The organism is Blastococcus litoris (assembly GCF_003075095.1).
GTDB lineage: Bacteria > Actinomycetota > Actinomycetes > Mycobacteriales > Geodermatophilaceae > Blastococcus_B > Blastococcus_B litoris.
The window spans coordinates 1-18,661 of record NZ_QCZF01000012.1; the positions used below are offsets into that span (position 1 = coordinate 1).

Below are 18,661 nucleotides of genomic sequence, written 5' to 3' on the forward strand. Positions count from 1 at the left end.
GCGCGAGATGCAGGTGCTCACCGGCATGAGCCAGGGCAAGAGCAACGCCCAGATCGGCCGGGAGCTCTACCTGTCCGAGGACACCATCAAGACCCACGCCCGCCGGCTCTTCCGCAAGCTCGGTGCGAAGGATCGCGCCGAGGCCGTCGCGACGGGTTTCCGCCGCGGCATCATGACCTGACAGCAGGCGAGAACGCACCGAGGGCTGCCTCCCGATCACGGGAGGCAGCCCTCGGTGCGTGGTGACGTGCGCTCAGTCGTCGCGGGCGTGCCGGCCGCCGTGCTTTCCGGTCGGCTCCTCGTGCTCGGCCGTCGCCGCGACTCCGTCGGCGTACCCGCTGGCGTAGTCCCAGCTGACGTAGTCGTCGGGGTTCGGGTCGAACGGCGGCTCGTGGCGGCCGGTCTGCCCCTCGTCGAGGAGCTGGCGCAGGTTGGCCTGCATCAGCGCCCAGTCGACGTGGTGCTCCTCGTCGCAGTCGGGGCAGTCGACGACGATGCCCTTGATGCCCGTCGGCTCGAGCAGGGTGCGGAACACCTCGAGCTCGGCGAGGTCGTCCAGGACACCGGCGCGCTCCTCCATCGTCAGCGGAGGCTGACCCGGCGGGTCGAGGGGCCCGAAGTCGGGGCCGGAGGCGTCGTCGAACGGAGTCACGTCCTCCACCGTAACCGCCCCGGCAGGCAGCGCACCGCGCCTTCTGCGCCGCCGCCTACGATCGTGCACGGACTTCCTGCGCCCGGTGCGGAGTCCGGCCCCGATTCCTGGAGGGTGGCGGCACATGCAGGCCGACTACGTACCCGAGCTCCCGGCGAAGTTCGCCCCGCTCGGGCTGACCTACGACGACGTCCTGCTGATCCCGGGGGCGTCCGACATCGTCCCGACCGAGGTGGACACCAGCAGCCAGGTCACCCGCCGCATCCGGCTGGCCGTGCCGCTGCTGTCCAGCGCGATGGACACCGTCACCGAGGCGCGCATGGCGATCGCGATGGCCCGCGTCGGCGGCATGGGCGTCCTGCACCGCAACCTCGCCGCCGAGGACCAGGCGGGCCAGGTCGACCTGGTGAAGCGGTCCGAGGCCGGCATGGTCACCAACCCGGTCACCTGCTCGCCCGACAACACGCTCGCCGAGGTCGACGCGCTGTCGGCCCGCTACCGCATCTCCGGTGCCCCCGTGGTCGACGCCGACGGCGTCCTGCTCGGCATCGTGACCAACCGCGACATGCGCTTCGAGACCGACCACGACCGGCTGGTCCGCGACGTCATGACGCCGATGCCGCTGGTGACCGCGCCCGTGGGGGTGGACGCGGACACCGCGCTGACCCTGCTGTCGAAGCACAAGATCGAGAAGCTGCCGATCGTCGACGAGGGCGGCCGGCTGCGCGGGCTCATCACGGTCAAGGACTTCGTCAAGCGCGACCAGTACCCGAACTCCACCAAGGACGCCGACGGCCGCCTCGTGGTGGGCGCTGCCCTGGGCGTCGGCGAGGACGCCTACAAGCGCGCCGGCCTGCTCGTCGACGCGGGTGTCGACGTCCTCGTCGTCGACACCGCGCACGGCCACCAGCGCGCCGTCCTCGACATGGTCGCTCGCGTGAAGAAGGACTTCGGCGGCGACGGTGGCGTCGAGGTCGTCGGCGGCAACATCGCCACCCGCGACGGCGCCCAGGCCCTCGTCGACGCCGGGGTGGACGCGGTGAAGGTCGGCGTCGGGCCCGGCTCCATCTGCACCACCCGCGTGGTCGCCGGTGTCGGCGTCCCCCAGGTCAGCGCCATCTACGAGGCGTGGCTGGCGGCCGGCCCGGCCGGTGTGCCGGTGATCGCCGACGGCGGGCTCCAGTACTCCGGTGACATCGCCAAGGCCCTGGTCGCCGGCGCCGACACCGTGATGATCGGCGGGCTGTTCGCCGGCGTCGAGGAGGCGCCGGGCGAGCTGGTCTTCATGAACGGCAAGCAGTACAAGACCTACCGCGGCATGGGCTCGCTGGGCGCGATGCAGAAGCGCGGCAACCAGTCGTTCAGCCGCGACCGCTACTTCGCCGACGACGTCCTCTCCGACGACAAGCTCGTCCCCGAGGGCATCGAGGGCCAGGTGCCCTACCGCGGCGCGCTGCAGGGCGTCGCCCACCAGCTCGTCGGCGGGCTGCGCGCCTCGATGGGCTACGCGGGCGCGGCCACGGTCGCCGACCTCAAGGAGCGCGGCCGGCTGACCCGCATCACGTCGGCGGGCCTGGTCGAGAGCCACCCGCACGACATCCAGATGACCGTCGAGGCCCCCAACTACCGAGGTCGCTGAGCATGAGCGTGCGTGACACCGTCGAGATCGGGCTCAACCGCTTCGCCCGCCGGGGCTACGACCTGGACGAGGTCTCGATCGTCCCGTCCCGGCGCACGCGGGACGTCGACGACGTCTCGACCGCCTGGCAGATCGACGCCTTCCGGTTCGGCATCCCGCTGGTCACCAGCCCGTCGGACGCCGTGGTCAGCCCGGCGACGGCGATCGCGGTGGGCCAGGCCGGTGGCCTCGGCGTCCTGAACGCCGAGGGGCTCTGGACCCGGTACGAGGACCCGGAGCCGGTGTACCGCAAGCTCCGGGACGCTGCGGGCGCCGGGGCGCCGCCGGTGGCGCTGCTGCAGGACGTCTACTGCGAGCCGGTGAAACCCGGGCTCGTCGCCGAGCGGATCCGCGAGATGCGCGACGCCGGGGTGACGACGGCGGTGCGGGTCTCGCCGCAGCACACCGAGCAGCTCGCGCCCGCGGCGCTGAAGGCAGGCGTCGACCTGCTGGTCATCCAGGGGACGATCGTCTCGGCCGAGCACGTGACGACGCAGGGCGACGCCCTCAACCTCAAGCAGTTCATCGCCGACCTCGACGTCCCGGTGATCGTGGGCGGGGCGGCGAACTACACGACCGCCCTGCACCTGATGCGCACCGGCGCGGCGGGCGTCGTCGTCGGCGTGGGCGCCGACAGCTTCTCCACCAGCGACGACGTGCTCGGCATCCGCGTGCCGCTGGCCAGTGCCATCGCCGACGCCGCGGCCGCCCGCCGCGACTACCTCGACGAGACCGGTGGCCGGTACGTGCACGTCATCGCCAACGGCCGGATCGAGACCAGCGGCGCGATCGCCCGCGCCCTGGCCTGCGGCGCCGACGCGGTGCAGCTGGGGGAGTCGCTGCGGATCGCCACCGAGGCGCCCGCCGGCGGGATCTGGTGGGACTCGGTGGCCGCCCACCCGCGGCTGCCGCGCGGTGGCACCTCGGCCCCCGTGCAGCCGGTCGGCCCGCTCGAGCAGGTGCTGCTCGGCCCGGCGGCGAGCTCCGACGGCCGCACCAACCTGTTCGGCGCCCTGGCCCGCACGATGGCCAAGACCGGCTACCGGGACCTCAAGGAGTTCCAGCGGGTCGATCTCGTGATCGGCGGTCAGGCGGACTGATGGACTTCCCGACCGTCCTCGTCGTCGACTTCGGTGCCCAGTACGCGCAGCTGATCGCCCGGCGGATCCGCGAGGCGGGCGTCTACTCGGAGATCGTCCCCTCCGACGTGCCCGCCGAGGAGATCGTCGCCCGCAAGCCCGCGGCGATCGTGCTCTCGGGCGGCCCGTCGAGCGTCTACGCGCCCGGCGCCCCGCAGGTCGACCCGGCGCTGTTCGAGGCCGGCGTCCCGGCCTTCGGCATCTGCTACGGCTTCCAGGCGATGGCGCAGAGCCTCGGCGGCTCCGTCGCGCACACCGGTGACCGCGAGTACGGCGGAACGCCGCTGACCGTCACGACGGCCGGCCGGCTGTTCGGGGAGCTCCCGGTCCAGCAGGACGTCTGGATGAGCCACGGGGACGCCGTCTCGCAGGCGCCGCCCGGCTTCACCGTGACGGCGACGTCGACCGGCGCCCCGGTGGCCGCTTTCGAGGACGTGGACCGCAAGCTCGCCGGCGTGCAGTTCCACCCCGAGGTGCGGCACACCGCGCACGGGCAGACGGTGCTCGAGCACTTCCTGTTCGACATCGCCGGCCTCGAGCCGACCTGGACGATGGCCAACGTCGTCGAGGAGCAGGTCGAGCGGATCCGCGAGCAGGTCGGCGAGGGCCGGGCGCTGTGCGCGCTGTCCGGCGGGGTCGACTCCGCCGTCGCGGCCGCCCTGGTCCAGCGGGCGATCGGTGACCGGCTCACCTGCGTCTACGTCGACCACGGGCTGATGCGCGAGGGCGAGACCGAGCAGATCGAGCGCGACTTCGTCGCCGTCACCGGTGTGGACCTGCGGGTGGTCGACGCCCGCGAGCAGTTCCTCGGCGCGCTGGCCGGGGTCTCCGACCCCGAGGAGAAGCGGAAGATCATCGGCCGGGAGTTCATCCGGGTCTTCGAGCAGGCCGCGCTCGACGTCGTCGGCGACGCCAAGGAGCACGGCGACACCGTCGACTTCCTCGTGCAGGGGACGCTCTACCCCGACGTCGTCGAGTCCGGCGGCGGGTCCGGGACGGCGAACATCAAGAGCCACCACAACGTGGGCGGCCTGCCGGAGGACCTGCAGTTCACGCTGGTCGAGCCGCTGCGCACGCTGTTCAAGGACGAGGTCCGCGAGGTCGGCCTCCAGCTGGGCCTGCCCGAGGCCATGGTGTGGCGCCAGCCCTTCCCGGGTCCCGGCCTCGGCATCCGCATCGTCGGCGAGGTGACCCAGGAACGGCTGGACATCCTGCGCAAGGCCGACGCGATCGTCCGCGCCGAGCTCACTGCGGCGAAGCTGGACCGGGAGATCTGGCAGTGCCCCGTCGTGCTGCTGGCCGACGTCCGGTCGGTCGGCGTCCAGGGCGACGGGCGGACCTACGGGCACCCGATCGTGCTGCGGCCGGTGTCGAGCGAGGACGCGATGACCGCCGACTGGACGCGGCTGCCCTACGACGTGCTGGCGCGGATCTCGACCCGCATCACCAACGAGGTGCGCGAGGTCAACCGGGTCACCCTCGACGTCACCAGCAAGCCGCCGGGCACCATCGAGTGGGAGTAGTTCCTCAGCCCGCGTCCCGGTAGACGAGGCCCCGCCCGTCGTCGGCTGTGAGGGTGAGGCGGTCCTCGGTGACCTCGGTGGCCGGACTGCCGCCCAGCACCGAGGACACCGCTACGTCCTGCTGCGCGACCTCGGGCGGGCAGTCGATGCCGTCGGCCAGCAGGTCGTCGATCACCAGGGCGCCGTCCTCCAGCAGCCAGCGGCCGGTGATCGTGCGGCAGCCGGTCGTGGCCTCGGCGGTCCCGTCGCCGTCCAGCCGCAGGACCGCCGGTTCCCCGACGGTGGAGCTCGCGGTCGCCCCGTCCACGACCGTCTCGAGCACCCAGCGGGTGCCCTCGAGCGGGCTGTCGGGGACCGACGCCGCACGGGTGAAGCGCAGCTCGACCCCGTCGCCGGAGAGCAGCAGCCCGTCGTCGCCCGACGCCGCCGTGTCCACCGCGCCGAGGGCGGCCAGGAAGGCGCTCTCGGCGGCGAGCACATCGGGCGCGCAGCCCATCTCGGTGCTGCCCAGACCCGACACCGTGAACGACGACCCGTCGAGCCGGTAGGAGGCGAACCAGTGGTTGCAGAACGCGGTGCCGCGCAGCTCGTCCCCGTCCACCTCGAGGGTCGCCGCCGTGCCGTCGGGCCGGGGGAGGGCCGCGCCGTCCGCCGTCCCTCCGGTGAACTCCCACTCGCCGGCCAGGTCCGGCCCGCTGCCGGCGCCCCCGCCGCAGGCGGCGAGCGCCAGGACGGCGGCGAGCAGGAGGGCTGCGCGGTGCACGCTCACTCCGACGCCCCGCGGCGCATCTCGGTTCCCGCACGGCGGAGGGCCCGGGGAGCGATCGCTCCCCGGGCCCTCCCGACGTCCGCTCCGCCGGTCAGCTACGGCGCCGCCGGGACTTCTTCAGCTCCGACACCAGCAGCGCGATGCCGCCGCCGATCAGCAGGATCCAGACGAAGCCACCGTTCTCCCAGAACCCGAACGGCAGGTCGACGCCGGCCATCGCCACGACCGCCAGGGCGAGGAACAGCACGCCGGGCACCAGTGCGGTGAGGTCGACCGCCCGCTTGCGCGGCGGCTCGGGGTCCTCGGTCGACAGCGGCAGCACCGTCTGCCAGTCCTTGAGCTGCGCCTCCTGCCAGGCGGTCGGCGTGGTCGGGAACTCGCTGTAGTCAGCCACGGGACACCTCCACGTCTCCCACACCTGCGTTGACGGTGATCACGAACTCGGCCCGGCCGTCGTCGGACCATGACCGGCCCGCCCCGGGGAAGAAGCCGTCGGACTCGGAGCTGTCGAAGACGTCCATGTCGCCGAGGCCGTGGTTGCCCTCCAGCTGCACGTCCGCCGAGCGGGGCACGATGATCTCGAGGTCGCCCACGCCGTGGTCGATCTCCACCTCCAGTCCCCGTCCGGAGATCCCCTGGTCCAGCCGGCTCAGGTCGACGGTGACGTCGCCGATGCCCCCGCTGTAGACGTCCCGGAGCTCGGACACGGTGGCCGGCCGGTAGGTCCGGTCACCGACGCCGCCGTCCGTGTCGCCCACGGTCGAGACGGCGACCAGGGCCAGCGAGAGGACCACGCCGAGGGCGATGAGGCCGCCCCGCGCGGTCCGCCCGCCGCTGAACGCGGCGGCGACGAGACCGAGCCCCACCACGGCCAGCAGGCCGCCGAGGACGCCGCGCGGGCCGATGTCCCAGTCGCTGAGGTTCGTGACGGCGGCCATGAGCCCGGCGACGATCAGCAAGGCGGCAACGGTGATCCGCGGAACCGGCGACCGGGGCAGGGCCGGCTTCTGCGGCGCCGGGGCGACCGCGGAGCCGGGGGCGCCGGGCGGGCCGGCCGGCATGAGCACCCACAGCAGCAGGTAGACGATGACGCCGGTGCCGGCGGCGAGGGTCAGGGCGACGAACCCGACCCGCCAGAGCAGGGCGTCGATGCCGGTGTACTCGGCCAGGCCGCCGTTGACGCCGCCGAGGATCTTGTCGGTGCGGCTGCGGCGCAGCTGGGGACGAGCCGCCGGCGGCTCGGGAGGAGGCGGCGGCCAGGACGGGGGCTCCATCGCCGGGGGCAGGGGCGGCGGAGCTGCGGGGGGCGGAGCGGATGTCATGACCGGAAGCCTGCCCACCGCGGCGCCCGGATTCCATCAGGGAAGCCCCCCATCCGACCCTGGATCGGCCGCGCCTGCTCTTCCAGGGTGATCACCCGTGTCGGAGGCGTGGCCCGCGGTGCGACGATCGGGTATGTGACCACCACTGCGACCGGGGCGCCCCCCGCGACGACGGCGGACCGGCCGCCGCTGGTGCGCCCGCGGTCGGGACGCCTGCTGGCCGGCGTGGCCGTCGGCACCGCGTCCCACCTGAAGCAGGACCCCCTGGTGGTGCGCGTGGCGTTCGTCGTGCTCGCCAGCTTCGGCATCGGCATCGTCATGTACGGCCTGCTCTGGCTGACCATGCCCGTCGCCGCGCCGGGGGAGGACCCGACGCCGGCCGCGATCCGGCTCCAGCGCCCGACCGGCAAGCGCCAGGTGGTCACCCTCGTGCTGCTGGGGATCGCCGCCGTCACGGTGCTCGGGCAGGTTGCGAGGCTGAGCAACGGCGACCTGGTCGTGCCGCTGCTGGTGCTCGCCGTCGGCATGGCGGTGATCTGGCGTCAGCTCGACACCGACCGGACGCTCAACCTGCCCGGCGTCCGCTGGGCGCTGGCCGGAGGCGCGGCGCTGGCGGCCGGGGGCCTCATCCTGCTGCTGGCGACCACGGGCCAGCTGGCCAACGCCCGGAACGGCTTCGCCGCGACCCTCGTCATCCTCACCGGCCTGGTCCTCGCGACCGCGCCGATCTGGCGGCGGCTGCTGGCCTCCCGCGCGGAGGAGCGCACCGCGCGCGTGCGCTCGGAGGAGCGGGCCGCCGTCGCCGCCCACCTGCACGACTCGGTGCTGCAGACCCTGGCCCTCATCCAGCGCCACGCCGAGGACCCGCAGGCGGTGAGCCGGCTGGCCCGCGGCCAGGAGCGGGAACTGCGCGCCTGGCTGTACGACCCGAAGGTCGTGCGCGAGGGCGGCACCTGGGCCGGGCTGGTGGCGGCGGTGGTCGCCGAGGTCGAGGCCGACCACGCCCTGCTGGTCGACCCGGTCGTGGTCGGCGACGCGCCGGTCGACGAGGCGCTGGCCGGGCTCGGCGCGGCCGCCCGCGAGGCGCTGGTCAACGCGGCGAAGCACTCGGGCGCCACGGCGGCCGACCTCTACACCGAGGTGACGCCCGAGCGGGTGTCGGTCTACGTGCGCGACCGCGGCAAGGGGTTCGATCCGGCGGAGGTGTCCGACGACCGCCGCGGTCTGCGCGACTCGGTCAGCGGTCGGCTCACCCGGCTCGGCGGCACGGCCGTCGTCCGGTCGGCGCCCGGTGAGGGCACAGAGGTGGAGCTCGTGCTCCCGAGAGGAGCAGCCGCATGACCACCCCCCGCGTCTTCGTGGTCGACGACCACGCGATGGTCCGCGCCGGCGTGCGCGCGGAGCTCGGGGACGACGTCGCGTTCGTCGGCGAGGGTGCCGACGTCGCCTCGGCGGTCGAGGGCATCCGCGCGACGGAGCCGGACGTCGTCCTGCTCGACGTGCACATGCCGGGTGGTGGAGGCCGGGCGGTGCTCGAGACCCTGCGCGCCGAGCTGCCCGACGTGAAGTGGCTGGCCCTGTCGGTCTCCGACGCCGCCGAGGACGTCATCGCCGTCATCCGGGCCGGGGCCCGCGGCTACGTCACCAAGACGATCTCGGGGCCGGACCTGCTCGACGCCGTCCGGCGGGTGGCCGACGGCGACGTCGTCTTCAGCCCGCGGCTGGCCGGGTTCGTGCTGGACGCGTTCGCGGCCGGCGGACCGGTGGCCGCCGTGCAGCCGGAGGAGGAGGCGACCGACCCGGGGCTGGACCTGCTCAGCGCGCGCGAGCGCGAGGTGATGCAGCTGCTGGCCCGCGGCTACACCTACCGGGAGATCGGCTCGCGGCTGTTCATCTCGGTGAAGACGGTGGAGTCGCACGCCTCGAACGTGCTGCGCAAGCTCCAGCTGTCCAACCGCAACGAGCTGACCCGCTGGGCGGCGACCAACCGCCTGCTCTAGCGCTGGGACTCCACCCACGCACGGGCCTCGGCGACGACGGGATCCCACTCCGCGCCGTCGTGCAGCAGCGCCCAGCCGTTCATCGGGCGGCCCTCCATCGGCTCGAACTGCTCGGCCAGCCCGGCGTCGGCCAGCTGCCGGAACCGGTCGGCCGGCAGCTTCACGACGAGCTGCTCGTGCCACCAGATGGCGAAGAACTTCCTGCCGGTCCGCAGACCTGCCGAGCCGAACATGGTCCCGGGCGTGACGTCGCCCCCGCGGGTGCGCTCGACCAGGTCCTCCCAGGAGTCAGCCATGGCCTGACCTCATCACGCCGTGTGGACGACGTGGAAGGCCTCCGCGAGCCGGCCCTCGGGGAGGCCGAACCGCTGCGCCGTCTGCCGCATCCAGCCGGTGACGAACTGGTCGATGTCGGGGTTGTGGCTCACCTGCGTGACGTGGCAGTGCAGCGCGGCCAGCTTCCGGTCGAGCACGTCGGTGACGTCGACGGCGTGGTCGGCCCGCGGGCTCGCGCCCAGCCACACCTCGGGCACGGTCCAGGCCTCGAGCCCCTCGTCCTCGAGCAGCTCCGGGAAGGCGAACGGGTTGCGCGCGTCGGGGTAGACGGCGCGCAGGGTCGATTCGCCGACCGTCATGTGGTCGGGGTGGCTGGCGCCGATCCGCTCCCAGAACCGCTCGGGGGACGACGTCAGCACCCGCTGCGGCCGGACCTGGCGGATGACCCGGCTGATGTCGCGGCGCAGGTCGAGGGTCAGCTCCAGCCGCCCGTCGGGGTAGCCGAGGAAGCGGACGTCGGTGACGCCGACGGCGGCCGCGGCGGCGCGCTGCTCGGCCTGGCGGAGCGGACCCATCTGGTCGCGCGGCGTCTCGTCGAACCCGCCGGCGTCGCCGTCGGTGACGATGCAGTAGACGACCTCCGTGCCGGCCGCCGTCCACGTCGCGACGGTGCCCGCGCTCCCGAAGTCGACGTCGTCGGGGTGGGCGAGCACGCAGAGGACGCGCTCGACGGATGCGGCAGGTGCGCGGGGTGGCTGGGTCACCGCGCGAGCCTAGGAGCGCAGGGCGACGCCCCGCAGCTTGTCGGGGTTGCGCACCAGCAGCACCTGGCCGATCCGGCCGTCCTCGGCCAGCACCATCGACATGGAGAGGAACGGCTCGCCGCCCTGCCAGGCCACGATCGCCGGGGCTCCGTTGACGTCCGCGACCTCCACCCGGAGGTCGGGCACGGCCAGGCCCTGCGACGAGACCCCGGCGACGAAGCGGGCCACCTTGTCGGCGCCCTCGATGGGACGCAGCGCCGCCTTCGCCTTGCCGCCGCCGTCGCTCACCAGGACGACGTCCGGCGCGAGCACGGCCAGCAGCTGCTCGACGTCGCCGCCGGCGGCGGCGGCGAGGAAGCGCTCGGTCGCCTCGCGCTGGGCGCGGCGATCGGTGTCGAACCGGGGACGGCGGGCCTCCACGTGCTCGCGCGCCCGGTGCGCCGTCTGCCTGACCGCCGCCTCGCTGCGGCCGAGGGCGCCGGCCACCTCGGCGACCGGCATCCCGAACACCTCCCGGAGGACGAAGACCGCCCGCTCGGCGGGGGAGAGCGTCTCGAGGACGACGAGCAGCGCCAGCGACACCTGCTCGCCGAGCTCGGCCGCCTCGTCGGGCCCGGGGGCCGGCGGGGCACCTGCCACCCCACCGCCGGTGAGCAGCGGCTCGGGCAGCCACGGGCCGACGTAGGTCTCCCGCCGCGCCCGCGCCGATCCCAGGCGGTCCAGCGCCAGCCGGGTCGTGATCTGCACCAGGTAGGCCCGTGCGTCGACGACGTCGTCCCGCGGCGCCGCCGACCAGCGCAGCCAGGCGTCCTGGACGACGTCCTCGGCGTCGGCGACGCTGCCCAGCATCTGGTAGGCCACCGTGAACAGCAGCCGCCGGTGCCGGTCGAAGGGGGCGAGGGCGGCGGTCACGACGCCGGTACCTCGCAGCGGTCGCGGAACCCCTGGCTGGTCAGCCCGAGGGCGCTGTTGAACCGCGACCGCACGTTCTCCACGGCGATCATCATGGTCAGCTCGACCAGCTCGGCGTCGTCCAGCCGCTCCCGCAGGCCGTCGACCATCTCGTCGCTCACGGTCGGCGGGGTCGCCGTCGCCGCCTCGGCGTAGGCCATGACCTGCCGCTCGAGGTCGGTGAACACGTCGCTGTCACGCCACCGGGGGACGGCGCGGAGCTTCGCCGGGTCCACCCCGTCCTGGGTGCTGATCCAGTAGCCGAAGTCGACGCACCACGAGCAGCCGATCTCGACGGCCGAGGCCATGACGGCCAGCGCCTTGAGCGTCGGGTCCAGCCGGTTCCACTTCGCCAGGGAGGTCTCGAAGCGCGCGTCCGCGAGCAGCACCCGCGGGTGGTGCCCCATCGCCGCCAGCGGGTCGGGCATCACGCCGTAGGTGCGGCGGGCGTACCACTCGGCGAGGCGGTAGAGCCGGGTGCGGGGCGGGTCGAGCGGGATCCGTGCCATGTCGTCGTCCTCTCCGTGCCTGTGTGCGCATGGAGACGACGCAGCGGCCGCGGACGTGACAGGGCCGGCACCGGCCGGGTCCTCCCCCTTCCGACCCGACCGGCGCCGGCGACCGGACGGCACGTCCGGCCTCCGGCCCGGCCGTGGCTCCGCGAGGTCAGGGCGGGCCGGCCGGGCCGGACGTCGGGGGTGTCAGCAGCTGGAGTTCTCGACCGTGTGCTTGTGGCCGAAGGCGTCGACGACGACGACCGGGCCGCAGGTCTGGTCCCGCATCGCCTGGGCCTCGCCCGCCGGGACGGCGACGGTGAAGGCCGCGGCGAGGATGCCGGCGACCAGCACGACCGCGGCCATCGGGCGCCGGGGTGCGGTGGCCTGGATGCGGGCGGCCACCTCGGCGGGCAGGCGGTGGCGGAACGGCGGAACGGGGATCGACTCGGGCATCGTCATCACGTCCTCTCGGTGGGCCTGTGACCGGAGGAGGGAGGTGACGGAGGCGCCGGATACACGGCGGGCAGACTGCGGCGGTGGACACCTTCACGCTCTTCCTCGCGCTGCGCCCCGACGAGTCCCCGGACGACTCCGCCGTCGACGCGCTGACGACCGGCCTGCGCCCCGGGGACGACGCGCTGCGGGTGTGGCGCGAGGACGGGCGCGGGCTGCTCCGCGTGGCGACGGAGGAGCCGGCCGAGAGCCTCGAGGCGGCGCTGGGGCTGGCCCAGGACCTGGGGGCGGAGTTCGTGGCGCGGTGCCCGGGGACGCTGCTCGAGGTGTCGGCGATGGGGGACGAGGACTCGCTGGTCTGGCGCGCGGTCCCCTGACCGGTCGGAGCCGCTCCTACAGCCGGCCCCGGCCCTGGCGCAGCAGCAGCATCCCGAGCGCTGCGCCGTCCGGGCCGAGCGCGGTGCGGAAGCGGTCGAGCACCTGCTGCTCGCGGGAGAGGTTGAGCCGGGTGCCGCCGCTGGCCGACCGCAGCTCACCGATCTGCTGCGACACGGCCACGCGCTTCTGGACCAGCTCGATGATGGCGGCGTCGCAGGCGTCGATCTGGGCGCGCAGCTCGCCGATGCTCTCGACGTCGGTGCCGGTGACGGCGGTGGGAGTGCTCACGGGATGTCCTCCGGGGGTGGGTGGCCGTCAGGTCCCCGGAGACGAAGAACGCCCCGGGGCTCTTCGGGCCCGGGGCGTCTGTTGCGGCGGTTGCTCAGCCAGCGGTGACGGACACCGGATCCCGGTGGCCGTAGTAAAAGCTGACCGTGGCGAGCACGGATCGGAGTCTGCCACAGTCCGGGGCACCCCCGCCAGGACCGTCCTGGGACGGGAGTGGCGGGCGTGGACGGCGGCGGGGGAGTGTCCCCCGACCGGCTTACAGTGATGTGGTCATGAGCAGCGTCCAGGAAGCCCTCCCCGGCACAGCCGCACTCCAGCGCACGGCCAAGGGGTCCGTCGGGCGCGAGCTCGAGCGGATGCTCGCCGGGCTCAACGGCCCGCAGCGCCAGGCCGTCGTCCACGAGGGCGGCCCGTTGCTCATCGTCGCCGGTGCGGGCTCGGGCAAGACCCGGGTGCTGGCGCACCGGATCGCCTACCTCCTCGGGGCCCGGCACACCCAGCCGGGCGAGATCCTCGCGATCACGTTCACGAACAAGGCTGCCGGCGAGATGAAGGAGCGGGTGGCCCACCTGGTCGGCCCCCGCGCCCGCGCCATGTGGGTCTCCACGTTCCACTCGATGTGCGTCCGCATCCTGCGGGCCGAGGCGGCCAAGCTGGGCCTGAAGTCGTCGTTCACCATCTACGACCAGGGCGACTCGGTGCGGCTGATGACGATGGTCGCCCGCGACCTCGATCTCGACGCCAAGCGCTACCCCGGCCGCAGCCTGGCCGCGCAGGTCTCGAACCTGAAGAACGAGCTGGTCGACGAGGAGGCCTACGTCCCGCAGACGGCGCCGGAGAAGGTGCTGGCCGAGGCCTACAAGCTCTACCAGCAGCGGCTGCGCCAGGCGCACTCGATGGACTTCGACGACCTGATCATGAACACCGTGCACCTGCTGCAGGCGTTCCCCGACGTCGCCGAGCACTACCGGCGCCGGTTCCGCCACGTCCTGGTCGACGAGTACCAGGACACCAACCACGCGCAGTACATGCTGGTGCGCGAGCTGGTCGGGGACGGCGCGGGCCCGGTGCCGATGGCGGAGCTGTGCGTCGTCGGCGACGCCGACCAGTCGATCTACGCCTTCCGCGGCGCGACGATCCGCAACATCGACGAGTTCGAGCGCGACTACCCGCAGGCCACCACGATCCTGCTGGAGCAGAACTACCGCTCGACCCAGCGGATCCTCAAGGCGGCCAACCAGGTCATCTCGAAGAACACCGGCCGCCGTCCCAAGAACCTGTGGACCGACTCGGGCGACGGCGAGCTGATCGAGGGCTACGTCGCCGACAACGAGCACGACGAGGCGGCCTGGGTCGCCGAGCAGATCGACGCGCTCGTCGACGAGGGCACGGCCCAGCCCAAGGACATCGCGGTCTTCTACCGCACGAACAACGCCTCCCGTGTGTTCGAAGAGGTGTTCATCCGGGTCGGCATGCCCTACAAGGTCGTCGGCGGCGTGCGCTTCTACGAGCGCAAGGAGGTCCGCGACGCGCTGGCCTACCTCAAGGTGGTCGCCAACCCGGCCGACGTGGTGAGCCTGCGCCGGGTCATCAACACCCCGAAGCGCGGCATCGGCGACCGGGCCGAGGCGTGCATCGAGAACTTCGCCGACCGGGAGCGGATCGCTTTCGCCTCGGCGCTGCGCCGCTGTTCCGAGATCGGCGACCTGGCCACGCGCTCGCTCAAGGCGATCCAGGAGTTCGTCGCGCTGCTCGAGGAGTTCGAGCAGCTGGTGGAGACCGGTTCCGGCCCCGCCGCGCTGCTGGAGAGCATCCTCGACCGCACCGGCTACCTGGCCGAGCTGCAGGCCAGCACCGACCCGCAGGACGAGGGGCGCGTCGACAACCTCAACGAGCTCATCTCGGTCGCGGCGGAGTTCGAGGCGGCCAACCCGAACGGCACGGTCACCGATTTCCTCGAGCAGGTGTCCCTGGTCGCCGACGCCGACCAGATCCCGGTCACCGGTGACGACGCCGGCGTGGTGACGATGATGACGCTGCACACCGCCAAGGGGCTGGAGTTCCCGGTCGTCTTCCTGACCGGCCTCGAGGACGGCGTCTTCCCGCACCTGCGGGCGCTCGGCGACCCGCACGAGCTGGAGGAGGAGCGCCGGCTGGCCTACGTGGGCATCACCCGCGCCCAGCAGCGGCTGTTCCTGTCCCGGGCGCAGGTCCGCACGAGCTGGGGCCAGCCCTCGTACAACCCGCCGTCGCGCTTCCTCGACGAGCTGCCGGCCGACACGGTGCACTGGGCGCGGCTGGAGCCCGCCCCCGCGTCGACGGGCTACTCCTCGGCGCAGTCGCGCGTGGCCGCCACCGGGCTGTCCACCGGCGGGCTGCGCGGCGGCGCCGGCAACCGGCCGATCATCTCGGTGGACGTCGGCGACCGGGTGAGCCACGACGCTTTCGGCCTCGGCACGGTCGTCGAGGTCACCGGCGTCGGCGACAAGGCGCAGGCGACCGTGGACTTCGGCTCCGGCGGCACCAAGCGTCTCGTCCTGCGCTACGCCCCCCTCGTCAAGCTCTAGCCCGAGGAGTGGGGGCCCGGAGGGTTCCCCGACGAGCGGCTAGGGAGCCGCGAGCACAAGTGGGGACGGCTGGAGCTGCGGAACACGGGGCGGGCCGCCCCGCGAGGCGCCGTGAGGAGCGGGCCCGGAGGGTCCTCGACGAGCGAGCGGGATGGGCTCTACGCCGCAGGGGCACGGCACCTGGCCGCGGTCGATCAGGCGGAGCCCGATCGATCAGATGCTCACGCCGTGCTCGGCCAACCAGTCCTGCGGGTCGGTGGGGCGGCCGTCCATGCCGCCGCGGTGGATCTCGTAGTGCAGGTGCGGGCCGGTCGAGTAGCCCTCGTTGCCGACCTTCGCGATCTGGTCGCCGGCGTGCACGATGTCGCCCGCGGCCACGTTGTAGTAGCGCATGTGCCCGTAGATGTGGACGTTCCCGTCGGCGTCCTGGATGTAGACCGCGTTGCCGAAGCCCGACGCCCGGCCGGCCTTGAGCACCACGCCGTCGGCGGCCGCGTAGATCGGCGTCCCGAGGGGGGCGGCCAGGTCGAGGCCGTAGTGCATCTGGCCCCAGCGCATGCAGTAGCAGGTGGTGAGCCGGCCCTGGGTGGGCAGCACGGTCTTGGGGGCGCGGGCGGCGCGGGAGGCGGCCAGCTCGCCCAGGCGGGCCTGCGCCTCGGCCTCGGTGATGCTGCGGCGCACCCCGCTGTCGTCGATGCCGCCGCTGAGGGCGAGGTCGGCGGCGACGCCGAGGCCGTAGTCGGACGCGGTGCCGGTCAGTTCCTCACCGCTGCCGGTCAGACCGGGGACGGCGGCGATCAGCGCGCCGGCGATGAGCGCGGCCAGCCAGAGGTGCGCCCGTCGGCCGGGCGGGTGGGGGAGCCGGCGGCGGGAACGGGCCGGGACCGGCTCGGCCTCGAGGACCTCGGTGGTGGGGGGCGCGGTGGTGACCGCCGTGGCGGGGACGGGCGTCGCCGTGCGCTCGCGCTCGGTGCCGGGCCGTTCGAGGACCTGCGGTGCACTGCTGCGAGCCAAGGCGCACCTTCCCGGACGAGCGCTTCCCTGCCGAGCCGGTCGACGGCCCGTCGGGGGAGCGACGGCGGCTGGGACGACGGCTGTCCGGCGTCCGCCGGTGGTCACCGGCGCCGTGATCGAACCGTAACGACGCGTCAGGGCGCGACAAAGCACCGCACGGCACGTGTCGCGATGTGTGCGAGGTGTGACGGCTCTCAGGCGACGGCGCGGTGCAGGGGCCGCGCCTCGTCCCGCCGGCCGGCCAGCGTCGCGGCCACCTCGTCCACGACGTGGCGCTGCCGGGGCAGGCTCATGTGCCCGACACCGCGGACGAGCACGTTGCGTGCGCCGAGGTCCGGGTGGTCGCAGCGGCCGGAGTTGGTGGGCAGCACCATCTGGTCCAGGTCGCTGTAGATCGCGGTGATCCGTGTCCGGCAACCCGGCGCCGGCTCGGCGAGTTCCTGCAGCACGGGGGAGCCGGGCCGCAGCTGGCGGATCAGCGGGGTCGGCACCACGTGGGCGAGGACGGACCCCGAGTGCGGGGTGCCCAGGGTCACCAGCGAGGCGATGCGGCAGTCGCCGCCCTGCCGCTGCACGAGGTGGCGGGCGATGAGGCCACCCAGGCTGTGCCCGACCACGTGCACGCGGTCGTGACCGGTCCGCTCGCAGATCCGCTCGACGTGCTCGCCGAGGTCCGCTGCGCCGCGGGCGATGTCGGTCAGCAGCGGGCTGTAGTTCCAGGTGCAGACGTGGGCGAACCCCCGCCGGCGCAGGCTGCGCTGCATCACCGAGAACACCGAGCGGTTGTCGACCAGGCCGTGCACGAGCAGGACCGGCGTGCGGGCCGCGAGCGGGTCGTCGGCGAAGAGCGCGCGCACCGCGGCCGGCTGCTCGCCCGTTCGGATCCGGGGGTCCAGCCGCAGCGCGGGCGTGCGCGTGCCCAGCGGGTACATGAGGACGTGGGCCCCGACCCAGGCGAGTTCGGCGAGACCGCCGGTCAGGGTGGCCGGCCGGCAGAGCGCCCGGACGCCGGTGGGGGCGGGCCCGGCCGACCCGCCCGTCTGCGACGCTGGGACCGCGCCGGGGACGACACCTGGACGCATGGTCGAACTCCCCCCGCTCCTGCTCACCGGCGGTGGCTCGGGTTTCGGCCCCGCAGGTGCACGGCTACTGCTCCGTTCACCGGACGGTAATGCGCACGTGTGTCCGTCGTCACACGCAACGCTCCCGTTCATCGGCCGATCGAGTCCGGTTCGTGACCGGATCGCGGCCATCCGTGACCCTCCGACCGCCGACCGCGGCCGCAGACTGGAACCGGCGTCGGGACTCCGACGAGCCGGCGACCGAAGGGGGAACCGTGTCCCGCGACGTCCGCTCCGGGTCTGCCGCCCGGCGCACCGCACCGACGGCCCGCCGGACCTCCGCCCGTCCGGCCGCGTCCGGCCGACGCGGGGCGCCGGGCGCCGGTCGGCCCGCGGACACCGTGGTCGTCGGCGCCGTACCCCCGGGTGCACGGGCCGCCGGCGCGCTGCTGGTGCTCGCCGCCCTGCTGGGGATCGCCGCCGCCTTCCCCACCTACCTCGTCGTCGGCGGCGAGGAGCTGTCGGCCGTCGACGGGCTGGGCAGCGCCCTCGTCGCGCTGCTCGTGCCGGTCGCCGGGCTGGCGGTCGGGAGCACGCTGCTGCGCGGGGCGGTGCCGAAGTTCGGTCTCGCCTACGCCGCGGTGGCCGGCGCCCTGGGCGTCGGGCAGCTGCTCATCGAGATCTACCGGGGGAGCAGTTCCACGGCACGGCCCGGAGTGGAGGTGCTCGCCGGCCAACGGGTTCTCACCACCGGTGTCGAGGCCGGCCCGGGCTGGGTCCTCGGCGTCGTCGCGCTCGTCGTCACGGTCGTGGCCGGCGTCGTCGCCGTCGCAACGTGGGGCAGGACCGTGATGGACGACGGGGGTGCGCTGGACGCCGTCCGGTCCGGGATCGCCGGGGCCGCCGTGCTGCTGGGCGTCGCGACGGTGCTCTGCCTCAGCCTGCCGGCCGCCGACGTGCCGGACAGGCTGGTCGTCGATCCCGCGACCGGGCTCGAGACCGTCGTGACCCAGGAGGGTCCGCAGGCACTGCTCGAACGCCCGGGCCTCGCGCTGATGGGTGGACTGCTGCTGGCCGGAGCGGTGGTGCTCTGCTCGGTCGTGGCGCCGTCCCTGCGCCCGCGCCTCGCCGTGGTGGGCGGGTTGCTCGCGATCGCCGTCGCCGTCCTGGCCGCCGCCCTCTCCGGGCTCCGGGACGCTGCGGCGTCCGACGAGCTCGAGTGGACCCTCCCCGGGGTGGGCCTGCTCGTCACCGGCGTCGGCTACGCGGTCCTCACCGCGCTGGCCTGGCGGCTGCGCCGGGGCTGACCGGCGACGGCCGTCTGCATAA

21 protein-coding genes are annotated in these 18,661 nt (G+C 73.9%); 9 read left to right on the top strand and 12 right to left on the bottom strand.

The genetic code is table 11. From position 1 onward, the window contains the following. On the top strand, positions 1-181 hold a 181-nt coding region (locus tag DCS98_RS20245), incomplete at its 5' end, for a response regulator transcription factor (protein ID WP_164704676.1). Between the two features lie 72 nt (positions 182-253). Here DCS98_RS20245 and DCS98_RS20250 read toward each other — a convergent pair. After that, positions 254-652, bottom strand: coding sequence for a DUF5319 family protein (locus DCS98_RS20250; RefSeq protein WP_116453391.1), 399 nt, complete (start codon positions 650-652; stop codon positions 254-256). A 124-nt stretch (positions 653-776) separates the two neighbouring features. On the opposite strand from DCS98_RS20250, the gene guaB reads away from it, so the two are divergent. The 3 genes from guaB to guaA are packed head-to-tail and all read left to right on the top strand — an operon-like array spanning position 777 to position 4,992. Further along, positions 777-2,291, top strand: a complete 1,515-nt coding sequence (gene guaB, locus DCS98_RS20255) for an IMP dehydrogenase (protein ID WP_116453249.1) — start codon at positions 777-779, stop codon at positions 2,289-2,291. Positions 2,292-2,293: 2 nt separating this feature from the next. Then, the gene (locus tag DCS98_RS20260) at positions 2,294-3,430 is read left to right on the top strand and encodes a GuaB3 family IMP dehydrogenase-related protein (protein WP_206340366.1); all 1,137 of its coding nucleotides are present in this window, start codon (positions 2,294-2,296) and stop codon (positions 3,428-3,430) included. Continuing rightward, the gene (guaA, locus tag DCS98_RS20265; protein WP_116453251.1) at positions 3,430-4,992 is read left to right on the top strand and encodes a glutamine-hydrolyzing GMP synthase; all 1,563 of its coding nucleotides are present in this window, start codon (positions 3,430-3,432) and stop codon (positions 4,990-4,992) included. Before DCS98_RS20260 ends, guaA begins: the two co-directional genes overlap by 1 nt. 4 nt (positions 4,993-4,996) lie before the next feature. Here guaA and DCS98_RS20270 read toward each other — a convergent pair whose 3' ends face one another. From DCS98_RS20270 to DCS98_RS20280, 3 genes are all read right to left on the bottom strand, one after another. Then, positions 4,997-5,755, bottom strand: coding sequence for an META domain-containing protein (locus tag DCS98_RS20270; RefSeq protein ID WP_164704677.1), 759 nt, complete (start codon positions 5,753-5,755; stop codon positions 4,997-4,999). Between the two features lie 97 nt (positions 5,756-5,852). Further along, on the bottom strand, positions 5,853-6,155 hold the full coding sequence (locus tag DCS98_RS20275; protein ID WP_116453255.1) for a hypothetical protein: 303 nt from the start codon (positions 6,153-6,155) through the stop codon (positions 5,853-5,855). Further along, positions 6,148-7,083: a PspC domain-containing protein gene (locus tag DCS98_RS20280; protein ID WP_116453256.1), complete on the bottom strand. Its 936-nt coding sequence runs from the start codon at positions 7,081-7,083 to the stop codon at positions 6,148-6,150. The genes DCS98_RS20275 and DCS98_RS20280 overlap by 8 nt, the downstream gene beginning before the upstream one ends. A 135-nt stretch (positions 7,084-7,218) precedes the next feature. Here DCS98_RS20280 and DCS98_RS20285 point away from each other — a divergent pair, with 135 nt between their 5' ends. Both DCS98_RS20285 and DCS98_RS20290 read left to right on the top strand, forming a co-directional pair. Then, positions 7,219-8,424, top strand: a complete 1,206-nt coding sequence (locus DCS98_RS20285; protein WP_116453258.1) for an ATP-binding protein — start codon at positions 7,219-7,221, stop codon at positions 8,422-8,424. After that, positions 8,421-9,083, top strand: a complete 663-nt coding sequence (locus DCS98_RS20290; protein ID WP_116453259.1) for a response regulator — start codon at positions 8,421-8,423, stop codon at positions 9,081-9,083. The genes DCS98_RS20285 and DCS98_RS20290 overlap by 4 nt, the downstream gene beginning before the upstream one ends. Here DCS98_RS20290 and DCS98_RS20295 read toward each other — a convergent pair. From DCS98_RS20295 to DCS98_RS20315, 5 genes are all read right to left on the bottom strand, one after another. Next, positions 9,080-9,379, bottom strand: a complete 300-nt coding sequence (locus tag DCS98_RS20295) for a TfoX/Sxy family protein (RefSeq protein ID WP_116453261.1) — start codon at positions 9,377-9,379, stop codon at positions 9,080-9,082. The two genes, DCS98_RS20290 and DCS98_RS20295, sit on opposite strands and share 4 nt — an antisense overlap. Before the next feature lie 12 nt (positions 9,380-9,391). Next, positions 9,392-10,123, bottom strand: coding sequence for a PIG-L deacetylase family protein (locus DCS98_RS20300; protein ID WP_116453263.1), 732 nt, complete (start codon positions 10,121-10,123; stop codon positions 9,392-9,394). Between the two features lie 9 nt (positions 10,124-10,132). Then, a complete protein-coding gene (locus DCS98_RS20305) occupies positions 10,133-11,035 on the bottom strand; it encodes an RNA polymerase sigma-70 factor (protein WP_116453265.1) in 903 nt (300 codons plus the stop codon). Then, positions 11,032-11,583, bottom strand: coding sequence for a carboxymuconolactone decarboxylase family protein (locus DCS98_RS20310; RefSeq protein WP_116453267.1), 552 nt, complete (start codon positions 11,581-11,583; stop codon positions 11,032-11,034). Before DCS98_RS20310 ends, DCS98_RS20305 begins: the two co-directional genes overlap by 4 nt. 192 nt (positions 11,584-11,775) lie before the next feature. Beyond that, positions 11,776-12,024, bottom strand: coding sequence for a hypothetical protein (locus DCS98_RS20315; protein ID WP_164704678.1), 249 nt, complete (start codon positions 12,022-12,024; stop codon positions 11,776-11,778). Positions 12,025-12,107: 83 nt separating this feature from the next. On the opposite strand from DCS98_RS20315, the gene DCS98_RS20320 reads away from it, so the two are divergent. Next, entirely contained in the window at positions 12,108-12,401 is a 294-nt protein-coding gene (locus DCS98_RS20320; RefSeq protein WP_116453271.1) for a hypothetical protein, read from the top strand. A gap of 16 nt (positions 12,402-12,417) precedes the next feature. On the opposite strand, the gene DCS98_RS20325 is transcribed toward DCS98_RS20320, so the two are convergent. Next, positions 12,418-12,690, bottom strand: coding sequence for a chorismate mutase (locus tag DCS98_RS20325; protein WP_116453273.1), 273 nt, complete (start codon positions 12,688-12,690; stop codon positions 12,418-12,420). A gap of 272 nt (positions 12,691-12,962) precedes the next feature. On the opposite strand from DCS98_RS20325, the gene pcrA reads away from it, so the two are divergent. Further along, positions 12,963-15,257 carry a DNA helicase PcrA gene (pcrA, locus tag DCS98_RS20330; protein WP_116453393.1) on the top strand — a complete coding sequence of 765 codons (2,295 nt, stop codon included), beginning with the start codon at positions 12,963-12,965 and terminating at the stop codon, positions 15,255-15,257. A 213-nt stretch (positions 15,258-15,470) separates the two neighbouring features. Here the strand turns inward: pcrA and DCS98_RS20335 are convergent, their stop codons facing one another. Then, positions 15,471-16,271, bottom strand: a complete 801-nt coding sequence (locus DCS98_RS20335; RefSeq protein ID WP_116453274.1) for a M23 family metallopeptidase — start codon at positions 16,269-16,271, stop codon at positions 15,471-15,473. Between the two features lie 194 nt (positions 16,272-16,465). Next, on the bottom strand, positions 16,466-17,353 hold the full coding sequence (locus tag DCS98_RS20340; protein WP_116453276.1) for a lipase family alpha/beta hydrolase: 888 nt from the start codon (positions 17,351-17,353) through the stop codon (positions 16,466-16,468). Positions 17,354-17,607: 254 nt separating this feature from the next. On the opposite strand from DCS98_RS20340, the gene DCS98_RS20345 reads away from it, so the two are divergent. Next, entirely contained in the window at positions 17,608-18,639 is a 1,032-nt protein-coding gene (locus tag DCS98_RS20345; RefSeq protein ID WP_241038508.1) for a hypothetical protein, read from the top strand. Positions 18,640-18,661 lie beyond the last annotated feature (22 nt).